This window comes from Haloarcula sp. 1CSR25-25, assembly GCF_032027985.1.
Classification (GTDB): Archaea; Halobacteriota; Halobacteria; order Halobacteriales; family Haloarculaceae; genus Haloarcula.
The window spans coordinates 572,241-584,906 of record NZ_JAHYBW010000003.1; the positions used below are offsets into that span (position 1 = coordinate 572,241).

Genomic DNA, 12,666 nt, shown 5'->3' on the forward strand with positions numbered 1-12,666 from the left:
CGCGGTAACTCCCTGTTCGTCCACTCAGCGGTGCAATATCGGTAAACGGGCTAGCAGTCGAGCCGCCTAGCTGACGATATCAGCCACCAGCGACGAGACGTACGCCAGTTCGTCCTCGTTCACGCCGTGTCCCATCCCCTCGTAGATACGTTCCTCCACGTCCCCGTTCAGTTGCTCGAAGACCCTGGCGGTGACGTGGACGCGCTCTTCGGGGATGTGGGGGTCGACGTCGCTACAGCCCAGAAACACCGGCGTCTCCTCGATGTCGCCTCCGTACTCGCTTTCGTCGATGGTCTCGCCGATGAGGCCGCCACTGAGAGCCACGAGGCCGCCGTAGCGCTGGGGGGTGCGAGCGACGAACTCGCTCGCGAGACAGGCCCCCTGAGAAAAGCCAAGCACGAGCACGCGGTCGGTCGGAATCCCGGCCTCCTCGGCCTCCATGACGGCGTCCGCGACGGCCTGCAGTCCCGACGTCCGCCCGGGTTCGTTCTGGTCGACCGGCGCGAGGAAGGAGTTGGGGTACCAGGTGTTCCGCGCGGCCTGGGGAGCCAGCAAGGCCAGGCCGTCCTGCTGGAACTCCGCCCCCATCTGGACGATGCTCCGGGCAGTCGCGCCCCGGCCGTGAATCAGCACCGCCGCCGCGTTGGCCTCCGACAGCGTGGTTCCCGCGGTCACGAGCTGTTGGCCCTGATGGGGGCCGCTCATCGCTCTCCTCCCGGGTGTCGGCTGCGTCCGGTCGACGCCGCGCGGTCGGTTTCGGTTCCCATGCGTCCGGCTTCGAAAGCCAGCCACCGTGTCGCGTGCATGCCCCAGATAGCGCGCGAAGACACTTGACTTGGCACATCGGTTAGTAGGCCGAAACGTCCCGTGCTCAGGTCCGCAGTCGGAGTTCGATGTCGTCACCGTCGTGCACTGTGAGACCAGTGTCGGTTTCTGAGACGGCGTAGCCGGACCGACGGAGGCGCTCGCGTGTCGCGTCTAGAGTCGCGTCGTCCGGGAGCCGGACCTCGAACCACGCCAGACCCTGTCCGTGATGGGGCTTGGACCGCCCCTGCCAGACGTTGGCCCCGACGTGGTGGTGGTAGTCTCCGGCCGCCAGAAACACCGCGCCGTCGTACGTGGCCCTGACTCGCAGTCCGAGCGCATCGACGTAGAAGGACCGGGCCGTCTCGACTGACGAGACTTCCAGATGCACGTGTCCGATGTCGGACTCGGCGGGCATCGACTGTTCGCCGCCCGCAGCAGACGCAACCGCCTGGGTATCGAGGGGTTCGGTCACCATCTCGACGTGTCCGGACGGTGTCTCGTTCCACGACGCCCGCGGAAAGTCCCGATAGATCTCAACGCCGTTACCGGCCGGGTCCGACAGGTACAGCGCCTCGCTGACGCCGTGGTCCGACGCACCTGAGAGAGTCCACTCCGAGTCGATTCGGCGGAGTGCATCACCCAGTGCCGCTCGCGAGGGGACGCGAAACGCGACGTGGTACAGCCCGGTCCCCGCGGAGTCCCTCGCTGGTGCATCCGGCCGGTGGTTCAGGACCAGTAGCGCCTGTCCACCCGCACCGAGTATCGTCCGGCCGTCGCCCGAATCCAGGACCGCCAGTCCCACAACATCACGGTAGAAATCGACAACCGGTGGCGGATCAGCAACAGTCAGGGCTACCCGGCCGATTTCAGTTTCCGACGGGAGAGTCGGTTTGTCCATACCGATAGTGGGGGCAGCCAGCCCATAATCATGATTGTCAGCCGCCGTCGTCAGCAATGAGACCGAGTCGGTATTGTGCGACCGTCCGCGACTGGTCACTGGACCGGGGCACCTGATATTGCATGCCAGCCCCACCACAGATATCGTAAAATTCAGTGTAAAATATACACAATGTAGATCGTAGCCCGAAATAATCATAAACTATAACGTAGTAAATGCAGAGTCGTGTGTTAACCTTCATCAGAGTAGTACTATAACCTTCGAGTTATTACCTTGGGTTGACTATGAAAAAGCAGGAGCTCATCCACCTTCACGGCCTGCTTGCACAGGTACAGAACCACTACGAAGCAGAATCCGGGACAGAAGTGGACCACGACGAATACGAGGAACTGGGCGTCAAGCCGACATCGATTCACAAGTCGAAGACGGACCACAAGGCCGCTGTCTTTGCGATTGCTGACGGTATTGCATCCGAGATGGCCAACGAATCCAAAGAGCCTGTTTCTGCCGCCGCGGATTAACGGTTGTCCGTAGTTTCTTCACCGGTTTCCACGAGATTGCTGCTGTTAGTAATCATATAACGGCTGACGAATTCGTATCAGAATCGCCGGATGTCGAGGGTGGAGCATACAGTTCCCGTTGCTCCGCTGCCCACGCTTACTCGTCGATTAGCTCCTCGAACTCGGGTAACACGTCATCCGCTTCGTCCTCGGGCTGGTCGTCGGTTTCGGCTGTCGGCTCAGTCGAGCTCGACTCGGTGTCTGCATCCTCGTCGGATTCCTCCGGTATCTCCTCGATTTCGAGCACGTCAAGCGGTATGTTCTCGAGCCGTTGCCCGATCTCCTTGCGGGCGATTCGGGCGGCGTGTTCGTCCCGTTCGACGTTGAACACGGTCATCTCCAGTTCGAGTGCGACGAGACTCTCGTCGGCAGCGAGAAAAGCGGGTTCCAGTGTCTCACCGCAGTGCGGGCAGTGCCGGTCTCCCATGTTGATCTCGACGTAGTTGAGATCGGGGTTCAGCATCTCCCCAGTCTTCGAGATGGCGATGCGAACTGCCTCGTCCGCAGATGCCACGTCGTACACTGGGACTGCGGCCTCGACGACAACTCGGCAATTCATACTAGCATGTTCGTTTTCCAATATAATGAAGGTTAGCCCTGAAACAGCGTTTGCGTTACTCCCCGTATATCGGAGTATAGAGGGTCTGAGTGTGCAATCGAGTGGTACACAGCCGAGCGCCGCGGAACGTCACGACCACAAAAAACAGTGACAGGTGAGCCAGCTGTGAGTTCTGGCTCCCCGGGATGCATCCCGAGGCGGCGTGGACGGAACTCGTAACGCCATTACCTCCTGGTCCGTATCATACGACAATGGAACAGGGCGTCATCGATGTCGGGTCGCTTGCCGGCGGTATCGACCTCCAGGCAACTGTCGAGAGCGGTCAGTCCTACCTCTGGAACCGGGCGGACGGCGAGATGTACCAGCGCGACGGAGAGACCGGCGGCGACGCGTGGTACTGGACCACAGTCCGACGAGACGGGTCGCCGGCAGTCATCCGCGTCCGCCAGCGAGATGGCGTCCTCGAATGGGAGGCCACAACCGACGCCGAGGCGGACCTCAAACGGCTCCTCCGCCTTGCGGACGACCTCCCCGCAGTCCGGGAGACGGCACCTGACGACGACGTGGTCCAGTCGGCCTACGAGACGTTCTGGGGGATGCGACTCGTTCAGGACCCGCCCTTCGGCGCGCTCGTCTCGTTCATCTGCTCGGCCCAGATGCGGGTGGCCCGGATTCACAGCATGCAGCAGGCGCTCCGTGACGCGTTCGGCGAGACAGTCGAGTTCGACGGCCGGACCTACAGCGCCTATCCGACGCCGTCGGCCCTGGCCGAAACGACGGAGGAGCGGCTCCGGGAGCTCGGACTGGGCTATCGTGCCCCGTACGTCCAGCGCACCGCCGAGATGGTCGCCACCGGCGAGGCCGACCCGGAAGCGGCCGTCGGCCTCGGCTACGAGGACGCCAGGGAGTCGCTCACCCGGTTCGTCGGCGTCGGCGACAAGGTCGCGGACTGCGTGTTGCTGTTCTCGCTTGGCTACCTCGAAGCGGTCCCGCTTGACACCTGGATTCGGACGACCATCGAGGAGTACTACCCGGAGTGTGAACGGGGGAACTACACCGACACCTCGCGGGCCATCCGGGCCGCACTCGGTGGGGAGTACGCGGGCTACACGCAGACCTATCTGTTTCACTACCTCCGGACGGGCAGCGACGAGAACTGAGACGGCGTCGTGGGAGGCGACAGTATAACGGGCTCGGCCGGCAAACCCCCGGCTATGGCTCGCAGGCGAGTGCACGTGTTCGTCTCCGGTCGTGTTCAGGGCGTCTATTACAGAGCGACCACGCGGGAGCGCGCACAAAAACAGGGCGTCGACGGGTGGGTCCGCAACCTCGACGACGGCCGCGTCGAGGCGGTGTTCGAGGGCCCCGAAGCCGACGTGGAAGCGATGGTCGAGTTCTGTCAGGAGGGGAGCGAACGTGCGAACGTGACTGACCTCGAAATCGAGGACGAGGACCCGGAGGGCATCGACGGCTTCGAGGTCCGCTGGTAAGCCGCCGTCCCGTAGAGTTACCTCGCTGGCGGGCGAACCCGCGGGTATGCTCACCGGCTCCGAAATGGGTGTGGTCGATGAGAACGCCGCCGCGCTCGGCGTCCCGCGCAAACAGTTGATGGAGTCGTCCGGGCACGCCGTCGCCCGAGCGGTCCGTTCCCTCGCGGACCCCGGCGACCGGGTCACCGTCGTCGCTGGGCGGGGAAACAACGGCGGGGACGCGCTCGTTACCGCCCGGTTTCTCGACGATTACGACCTCCGAATCCTGCTTCTGGGTCGCCCCGACGCCATCTCGACGACGATCGCCAGGGAGAACTGGGAGGCCCTCCAGAACGCCGAGTACCCGACCGAGGCGGTCAAAGATTCCACAGCGGTCGACCTCGGAACCCCCGACGTGGTCGTCGACGCGATGCTGGGGACCGGTATCGCTGGCGACCTCCGGGAACCGGCGGCGACGGCTGCGGCGGCGATGAACGAGAGCGACGGGACCGTCCTCTCAGTGGACGTTCCCTCGGGCCTCGACGCCGAGACCGGGCAGCTGGCCGACTCCGCCGTCGACGCCGACCACGTCGTCACGTTTCACGACACCAAGCCCGGTCTTCCGGACCTCGACGTGCCAGTCACCGTGGCCGACATCGGCATCCCCGACGCGGCGGAGTTGTTCATCGAACGGGGCGACCTCACCCGCCTCGAACGGGACCCCGCGAGCCACAAGGGCGACAACGGCGAAGTACTGGTCGTCGGCGGCGGCCCGTACACCGGTGCGCCGGCGCTCACGGCCCAGGCCGCCCTCAGAGGCGGGGCCGACCTCGTCCGGGTCGCCTGCCCGGCCGTCGTCGCGCGCGAGATACAGTCCTACAGCGAGAACCTCATCCTCAGGCCGTTCGACGGGGACCACCTCGCGCCACCGCACGTCGACCGCCTCGCCGAACTGGCGGCGGACCACGACACGCTGGTCGTCGGACCGGGGCTCGGGGGCGCAAACGCGACCCTGGAGGCGGTCGCGGACCTGCTGTCAGGGTTCGAGGGGACGGCGGTCGTCGACGCCGACGCCCTGTCTGTGGTTCCGGACATCGAGACAGACGCCGAACTCGTCTGCACGCCCCATCAGGGCGAACTCCGCGGTATGGGCGGAGAGACCGCCGAGGACTGGCGGGAGCGAGCGGACCTCGTCGAGTCCTTCGCCTCGGAGGTCGGCCAGACGCTGCTGGTCAAGGGCCCCTACGACATCGTCTCCGACGGCGAGCGGACCCGCGTCGGCCGGACGGGTAATCCGGGGATGACAGTCGGCGGAACCGGCGACGTGCTCGCGGGCGTGACGGGCGCGCTCGCCTGTGTCCAGGACCCATTCGACGCCGCCGCCATCGCCGCCTACACTGTCGGGACGGTCGGCGACCGCGTCGTCGAGGACCGCGGCTACGGGCTGGTGGCGACAGACCTGCTAGAAGAGATACCGGGCGTGCTGTGGCAGCGAGAAGGGTAGGCCACAGTCAGGCCGACGCACCGACCAGGTCCCCGGCTTTCGCCCGGGACTGCTCGATGACCGCCGGCCGCGCCTCGAACTCGATGACCACCTGGTCGCCGTAATCGACCGTCTCGACGCTGGCGTGGTCGTGGATCCACGAGACGAGGCTCATCGTGTCGTCGGTCATCGGGAGCACGAGCCGTTCGCGCTCGTAGTCCGGCAGTTCGTGGTCGATGCGCTCGGCCAGGTCGTCGATGTTGAGCCCCTGCTTGGCGCTGACGGCGACGGGGTTCGGGGCCAGCGAGGAGAGCGCGTCTTTCTTGCGACGGACCTCCTCGTCGTCGACCGTGTCGGTCTTGTTGAGCACCGTGACGATGGGGGCCTCGTTGCGCTCGTACAGGGTGTCGTGGCTCGTCACCAGTTTCTCCCGGATTGCCTCGACGGATTCGGAGACGTCGACGACGAGCAAGACGAGGTCGGCGTGGTACACCGACCCCAGCGTCGACTTGAACGACTCGACGAGCCAGTGGGGCAGGTCCTGGATGAACCCGACAGTGTCGGTGACCAGCACCTCGCGCTTGCCGACCTTCGCACGCCGCGTGGTCGTGCCAAGCGTCGTGAACAGGCGGTCCTCGCTCTCGGCCGTCGTGTCGAGGTCGGGATGGAGATCGTCGTTCTCGTCGACCTCGAGGTCGTCGGCGAGACGGCGCAGGAGCGTCGACTTCCCGGCGTTGGTGTAGCCGGCCAGCGCGACGAGGTCGAACCCGGACTCCCGGCGCTGGTCCCGACGGTGCCGCTCGGTCTCCTCGATGGAGTCCAGTTCGTCCCGGATGTTGGAGATCTGCTTTTTGATGTCCTCCTCGCGGGACTCGTCGTACTCGCCCAGGCCCATGAACCCCGGTCGCTCGTCGCGTTTGGCCAGGCTCGCCTTGGCCTCGGCCCGCGGGAGTTCGTAGCGCAGTTCCGCGAGTTCGACCTGGAGCTGGGCCTTCCTGGTCTGGGCCCGCTGGCCGAATATCTCCAGAATGAGCCGGAAGCGGTCGATGACACGCACCCGTTCCGGGAGCTTGTTCCCGATGTTGTACGTCTGGTACGGACCGAGCTGGTTGTCGAAGATGACGACGGCGGCCCCTTCACGGGCGACCGCATTGCTCAACCGCGTCACCTTCCCCTCGCCGAGGTGGTACGCCGGGTCCTCCGTCCTGGTCTGTGTCACCTCGTCGACGACATCGTAGCCGGCCGCCCGAGCGAGGTCACGGATCTCCTCCGTGTCGGCCGTGCCACTGTCGACGCGCTTCGCAATGACCGCCCGTTCCGTGGTGTGTGTCGCCGTCACTCGTTAGAAATCTACGGTGTCCGATTATTTAACCTCCCGGGCGGCTCTCATGGTCGTCCGGTAGGGCGAGAAGTGCGCGGTAGAATTTAGATGACTGCGGTCAGTTACCGACGCCCGAGAGTTCGATACCCGCTTGAACGCTACAATACGGCCACCGAAGCCGTGGTCTATTCGAGGTCGAAGCGGTCGAGCCGCATGACCTTGCTCCACGTGTCCACGAAGTCGTGGACGAGCTTCTCCTCGGCGTCGGCCGAGCCGTAGACCTCCGAGATAGCCCGGAGTCGGTCGTTCGAACCGAAGACCAGGTCGATGCGTGTGGCTTCCCACTTGACCGCACCGGTGTCACGGTCGAGACCCTTGTAGACGTGTTCGGAGTCCGACGACGGCTCCCACTCCGTGCCCATGTCGAGCAGGTTCACGAAGAAGTCGTTTGTCAGCGTCCCCGGCTCGTCGGTGAGGACCCCGAGGTCGGTGTCCCCGTAGTTCGCACCGATGGAGCGCATCCCGCCGATCAGGGCCGTCAGCTCCGACGCCGTCAGGTTCAGCAGGTCCGCGTTGTCGACCAGCACCTCTTCTGCCGGTCGCGTGACGTCGTCGTGGATGTAGTTCCGGGCCCCGTCGACCGTCGGCTTGAGCGCGTCGAAGGAGGCTGCGTCGGTGTGTTCCGGCCCGGCGTCCACTCGCCCGGGTTCGAACGGAACCTCGACGTCGTAGCCGGCGTTCGCCGCCGCCTGTTCGATGGCTGCATTGCCGCCCAGCACAATCAGGTCAGCAAGCGAGACCCGCGTGTCGTCAGAGCGCGAATCGTTGAACGCCGCCTGGATGTTCTCGAGCGTCCCCAGAACCGTCTCCAGTTGCTCCGGCTCGTTCACGTCCCAGTTCTTCTGGGGTTCGAGCCGGAGGCGTGCACCGTTGGCGCCGCCGCGCTTGTCGCTGTCGCGGTAGGTCGACGCCGACGCCCACGCGGTCTTGACCAACTGGGAGACCGAGAGGTCCGAATCGAGGATCTCCGCCTTGAGCTCGGCGATTTCCGCGTCTCCGATGCGGTCGTAGTCGGCGTCCGGGAGCGGGTCCTGCCACAGCATCTCCTCGTCGGGAACCTCCGGACCGAGGAACCGCTCGGGCGGCCCCATGTCGCGGTGGGTCAGCTTGTACCAGGCCTTCGCGAAGTTCATCCCGAACTCCATCGGGTTCTCCTGGAAGGTCTCCATGACCTCTCGGTAGTCCGGGTCCCGTTTCAGGGCGATGTCCGTCGTGAGCATCATCGGCGTCTGCGTCTCCGAGGGGTCCTGGGCGTCCGGCACGCTGTTTTGCAGGTCCTCGCTCGTGGGCGCCCACTGCCACGCGCCCCCGGGACCCTTCTCGGGTTCCCATTCGTAATCGAGCAGGTTGTCGATGTAGCCCATGTCCCACTCGGTCGGGGACTGGGTCCACGGCCCCTCGATACCGCTCGTGATCATCTCGCCGCCCTTCCCGTTCCCGTTCTTGTTCTCCCAGCCGAGCCCCTGCTGCTCGATGGGGGCCGCTTCCGGTTCGGGACCGAGGTTCTCCTCGGGGTCGTCGGCGCCGTGGACTTTCCCGAACGTGTGTCCGCCGGCGATGAGCGCGGCCGTCTCCTTGTCGTTCATCGCCATGCGGTCGAACGTCTGCCGGATGTTCTTCGCCGACGCCTCCGGGTCCGGATTGCCGTCCGGCCCTTCCGGGTTCACGTAGATGAGGCCCATCACGGAGGCACCGAGGCCCTCCTGTATTTCTCCCGGCTCGTCGAATCGCTCCTGGCCTTCCATTTCGTCCTCCGGCCCCCAGTTGGCGGCCTTGTCCTCCTCGAAGGCGTCCTCGCGGCCGCCGGCGTAGCCGAACGTCTTGAACCCCATCGACTCGATAGCGACGTTGCCCGCGAGAATCATCAGGTCGGCCCAGGAGATCTTTCGGCCGTACTTCTGCTTGACCGGCAGGAGCAGCCGTCGCGCCTTGTCGAGGTTCGCGTTGTCCGGCCAGCTGTTGATGGGTGCAAAGCGCTGTCGTCCGCCAGCCGCGCCGCCGCGCCCGTCGGCAGTCCGGTACGTGCCGGCGCTGTGCCACGCCATCCGGATGAAAAGCGGCCCGTAGTGGCCGTAGTCGGCCGGCCACCAGTCCTGCGAGGAGGTCATCAGCTCCTCGAGGTCCGACTTCACCGCTTCGAGGTCGAGCGACTGGAACGCCTCCGCGTAATCGAAGTCGTCCTCCATCGGGCCGACGTCCCGGGCGTTCTGGTCGAGAATCTCCAGGTTGAGCTTGTTGGGCCACCAGTCCCGGTTGGACTTCGGTGTCTTCGAACGTACGTCAGCCGTGTCAGCCGTACTGGTATCCGGTGTATCTGCCATCTGAACAGTAACTAAGATTCGTCCGTCGCATACAAATCTTTGGTTATGAGTAAAGAAATAGTACCGTCTGAAAAATATTTCCCTGAATTCTTCGGGTCGTCCCGACTGGGAGCACCGTTCTGTCACCCGGGCGGCACCTGAGTATAAAAGGGGCGCTTCGAGGGAGCACAAAGGATTTAAAAACAGACAGTCAGGTACGCGGTATGGGTGAGTTCGTACTACAACTAGACGGGCTGGGACTCCGGCAGATGGGCCTCGAGTTCGGTGGCGGCGGCCTTATCGGCGGCATCATCGGGTTCGCCGCAAAGAAAGTCGCCAAGCTCATCGCCGTCATCGTCGGCATCGAGCTGGCGCTTTTCAAGTTCCTGGAGACGCGGGGCATCCTCGAAGTGAACTGGTCGGCGATAGGCGGGGCCGCACAGAACGCGACCGGTACCGCCGGGGACGCGGCGGCGGCCCAGCCGCCGTCCTGGATCATGTCGCTGCTGTCGGCCTTGCCGGTCAGCGCCGGGTTCACCGCCGGCTTTCTGGTCGGGTTCAAGAAGGGATAACGCGACGCCGCGGCCTCAGCCGCGCGTACTGATGTCGTCTTCGTCTTTGATGATTCGGGTCTCCGCCTCGCCGCTGGTGTGCTCGTTGACCACGTCGTAGAAGTCGTTCTGCAGGCCGGCGGGGAACGTCAGCACGCCGACCCACGAGCCGTCTGACTGCCACTCCTCGCGTTCGAGGTCGCCGAACTGCCGTATCTGTGCCTGCGCGCTCCCGGCGTAGTCCGCGGGGACCTGCACGGCCACCGTGACCTCGTCGAACCGGATCGGGATGACCGGCCGGAGCGCATCGAGGGCGTCGTCGACCTGCGCCTCGACGGGTTCCATCGGGTCGACCCTGAAATCCGTCTCTTCGAGGGCGGACCTGATGCGCTCCGGCGGGTGTGGCGCGTCGTCCATCTGGGGATTGACCGCGTTGCGCGTGATCCGCTGGATGAGCTGTTTGTGCTTTTGCTCCTGCATCTCGCGGCGCTGGTCGGCCGTGATCTGGATCTCCCCGCGCTTTATCACCTCGGGGATGATGGCCATCGGATCGGTGGTGTCAAACACTTCTTCGAGCATGTTCTCGGGCGGTCGGTCCCCCCGCGAGGCGTCCTCGAACACGTCCTCCGCCGCGATAACGTCCTCGAGGTCGCCGTCGAAGTCATCGCGCTTTATCGCTAGCGCAGCGTCCGGTTCCACCAGTACCTCGAACCGCTGGCCGTGGGATTCGAGGCGCGCCGTCACTGCCTCGTCAAGCGATATCATACCCGTCGGTAGCAGTGGGCCAGTTAAAGGCCTTACTGCGTGGTCGGAAAAGGGGGGTCCAGCCGCCCGCGAGGGCGCGTCGGACGCGTTACTCCTCGTCGGTCTCTTCGTCGTCCGCGTCCTCGTCGGTGTCGAGCAGGTCGGCCTCCGCGAGGTGGGTCCGCTTTTCCTCGTCGGAAAGCTGGCCGAACGTCTCGGTCTCCACGTCGACCGTCGCGACGCCGATACCTTCCGGCGTGACTCCGTCGTCGTTGACCGACGCGAGGGCGGCCAGCGCGAGGTCGACGCCGTCGTCGAGGTCCATGCCCTCGTCGTAGTGCTCTTCGAGGTAGTCCCGGATGTCGCCGCGGTCGGCCCCGACAGCGAGGGCCTTCCACTCGTAGGGCGTCCCGGAGGGGTCGGTCTCGAACAGTCGCGGCTGGCCGTTGACGATGCCGCCGATGATGAGCGCGACACCGAACGGGCGCGCGCCGCCGACCTGGGTGTACTGCTGGATGTAGTCCGTGATTTCCTTGGTGAGGGTCTCGACGCCGACCGGCTCGCCGTAGCGCAGCTGGTTCACCTGCGCCTGTCGGCGGGCGAAGTCGATGAGCTGTCGGGCGTCGGCGACGTGGCCGGCCGAGGCGATGCCGATGTGGTCGTCGGCCTTGTGGATCTTCTCGACCGAGGAGCGCTCCATCAGCGGCGACCGGATGCGCTTGTCCACGGCGAGAACGACGCCGTCGCTCGTTCTGACGCCGATGCTTGCTGTGCCGCGTTTGACCGCTTCGCGGGCGTACTCGACCTGGTAGAGGCGTCCGTCCGGGGAGAAGATAGTAATCCCGCGGTCGTAGGCCTGCTGTTGGTTTTGTCCCTGCATAGTTATCGGAAATCGAGTGCTGTCGCGCCGACGAACGCACCGTCGGAGGCCGTTTCGACATCGTAGCGCGGAGGCCGAACAGTAGCGCTCCGGTCTGCGTTCTCGAACACGACGTGTCTCTGTTCAGTTGGTTCCGGCGGCCCGCGTATATACTTTTCTTCACAGGCACGCACGGTGCCGCTAATCCCCCGGACGCGGACCCGTACCTCGTCACCGTCGACGCTGTCCAGACAGGTCAGCGCGGCCCGCGCCGCGTCCGTCTGACCGCGTCTGGTCCGGACAATGGCCTCTGCCGTGCCGTCGTAGTCGTGTAACTGGAGGACGGTCATATCCGTCTCGGCGCTGCCGGTGTCGCCCAGCAGGTTCTGCGCGGCGTACCACACCTCGCGCTGGAACGCCCGGCGGTCGAAGGAGGCGTTGGGCCACGCTTCGAGTTCGACGGCGAGGTAGCGCCACCGGGGCCGGAGATGCTTGGGGAGGTGTTTCATACGCCAGTGTTGGGACGGAGGACAATGAGCGGTGTGGTGTGAGATGGGGGTAGACCGCACTGGCCGCCCGGAGCAGTGTCCTGTGGAACGAGCCTGTCCCAGCGTCGCGCTAGAACAGGCTGTCGGTCGTCACCGCACCGACGACGCTGAACACGGCACCGACGCTGATTGCGCGGAACGTGACGACCACCCGGTCGTAAAGGGGGAGGCCACCGATGAACTGGTCGGGGGCGGTGACCGCGATTGCGAGCGTTCCGACGGAGCCAAAGGCGACGGCGAGGACAGAGATGAACCGGACCGGGACACCGGCGACCGCGGCCTCGCGTCTTGGGTCCCGGTCGTTGTCAGCGCCGTACAGCCCGCCGTATCCGATGGCGGTGACGATACAGACGAGGAACACGTTGTGGAAGACGGTCATGTTCAGCGCGAGCGCCCACACCTCCTGGGTCACGACGAACGGACCGGACAGCAGGAACCCGCCGACGATTTGCTGGGCCGTGTCCGCAAGCTTGTGCTTCTGTCGCTGCTTCATACGTCCCGGTACTC

General features: G+C 65.1%; 14 protein-coding genes. 5 read left to right on the top strand and 9 right to left on the bottom strand.

Annotated elements, in window-relative coordinates; genetic code table 11:
* Positions 1-66: 66 nt before the first annotated feature.
* Positions 67-705, bottom strand: coding sequence for a dienelactone hydrolase family protein (locus KZ498_RS12580; RefSeq protein ID WP_312619242.1), 639 nt, complete (start codon positions 703-705; stop codon positions 67-69).
* 166 nt (positions 706-871) lie between these two features.
* The gene (locus KZ498_RS12585; RefSeq protein ID WP_312619244.1) at positions 872-1,705 is read right to left on the bottom strand and encodes a VOC family protein; all 834 of its coding nucleotides are present in this window, start codon (positions 1,703-1,705) and stop codon (positions 872-874) included.
* Between the two features lie 284 nt (positions 1,706-1,989).
* Here KZ498_RS12585 and KZ498_RS12590 point away from each other — a divergent pair, with 284 nt between their 5' ends.
* Positions 1,990-2,226, top strand: coding sequence for a UPF0058 family protein (locus tag KZ498_RS12590; protein WP_312619245.1), 237 nt, complete (start codon positions 1,990-1,992; stop codon positions 2,224-2,226).
* A gap of 136 nt (positions 2,227-2,362) precedes the next feature.
* On the opposite strand, the gene KZ498_RS12595 is transcribed toward KZ498_RS12590, so the two are convergent.
* Positions 2,363-2,824, bottom strand: a complete 462-nt coding sequence (locus KZ498_RS12595; RefSeq protein WP_312619246.1) for a DUF555 domain-containing protein — start codon at positions 2,822-2,824, stop codon at positions 2,363-2,365.
* 251 nt (positions 2,825-3,075) lie between these two features.
* Between KZ498_RS12595 and KZ498_RS12600 the strand changes: the two genes are divergently transcribed.
* From KZ498_RS12600 to KZ498_RS12610, 3 genes are read left to right on the top strand one after another with little or no spacing between them, the layout of a single operon-like run.
* Positions 3,076-3,984: a DNA glycosylase gene (locus tag KZ498_RS12600; RefSeq protein ID WP_312619247.1), complete on the top strand. Its 909-nt coding sequence runs from the start codon at positions 3,076-3,078 to the stop codon at positions 3,982-3,984.
* Positions 3,985-4,038: 54 nt separating this feature from the next.
* Positions 4,039-4,314, top strand: a complete 276-nt coding sequence (locus tag KZ498_RS12605; protein WP_312619248.1) for an acylphosphatase — start codon at positions 4,039-4,041, stop codon at positions 4,312-4,314.
* Positions 4,315-4,360: 46 nt separating this feature from the next.
* The gene (locus KZ498_RS12610; RefSeq protein WP_312619249.1) at positions 4,361-5,797 is read left to right on the top strand and encodes an NAD(P)H-hydrate dehydratase; all 1,437 of its coding nucleotides are present in this window, start codon (positions 4,361-4,363) and stop codon (positions 5,795-5,797) included.
* A 7-nt stretch (positions 5,798-5,804) separates the two neighbouring features.
* Here KZ498_RS12610 and hflX read toward each other — a convergent pair whose 3' ends face one another.
* Positions 5,805-7,115 carry a GTPase HflX gene (gene hflX, locus KZ498_RS12615; RefSeq protein ID WP_312619250.1) on the bottom strand — a complete coding sequence of 437 codons (1,311 nt, stop codon included), beginning with the start codon at positions 7,113-7,115 and terminating at the stop codon, positions 5,805-5,807.
* A gap of 167 nt (positions 7,116-7,282) precedes the next feature.
* Positions 7,283-9,478 (bottom strand): catalase/peroxidase HPI, encoded by a 2,196-nt coding sequence (gene katG / locus KZ498_RS12620; RefSeq protein WP_312619251.1) that lies wholly within the window; start codon positions 9,476-9,478, stop codon positions 7,283-7,285.
* A gap of 203 nt (positions 9,479-9,681) precedes the next feature.
* Between katG and KZ498_RS12625 the strand changes: the two genes are divergently transcribed.
* Positions 9,682-10,029 (top strand): FUN14 domain-containing protein, encoded by a 348-nt coding sequence (locus KZ498_RS12625; RefSeq protein WP_312619252.1) that lies wholly within the window; start codon positions 9,682-9,684, stop codon positions 10,027-10,029.
* Between the two features lie 15 nt (positions 10,030-10,044).
* Here KZ498_RS12625 and KZ498_RS12630 read toward each other — a convergent pair whose 3' ends face one another.
* The 4 genes from KZ498_RS12630 to KZ498_RS12645 form a co-directional block, all read right to left on the bottom strand.
* Positions 10,045-10,773 (bottom strand): ribosome assembly factor SBDS, encoded by a 729-nt coding sequence (locus KZ498_RS12630; protein ID WP_312619253.1) that lies wholly within the window; start codon positions 10,771-10,773, stop codon positions 10,045-10,047.
* A gap of 88 nt (positions 10,774-10,861) precedes the next feature.
* Positions 10,862-11,632, bottom strand: a complete 771-nt coding sequence (gene psmA, locus KZ498_RS12635; protein WP_312619254.1) for an archaeal proteasome endopeptidase complex subunit alpha — start codon at positions 11,630-11,632, stop codon at positions 10,862-10,864.
* A gap of 2 nt (positions 11,633-11,634) precedes the next feature.
* The gene (locus tag KZ498_RS12640; RefSeq protein WP_312619255.1) at positions 11,635-12,120 is read right to left on the bottom strand and encodes an Rpp14/Pop5 family protein; all 486 of its coding nucleotides are present in this window, start codon (positions 12,118-12,120) and stop codon (positions 11,635-11,637) included.
* 109 nt (positions 12,121-12,229) lie between these two features.
* The gene (locus KZ498_RS12645; protein ID WP_312619256.1) at positions 12,230-12,652 is read right to left on the bottom strand and encodes a DUF2391 domain-containing protein; all 423 of its coding nucleotides are present in this window, start codon (positions 12,650-12,652) and stop codon (positions 12,230-12,232) included.
* Between the last annotated feature and the right edge of the window lie 14 nt (positions 12,653-12,666).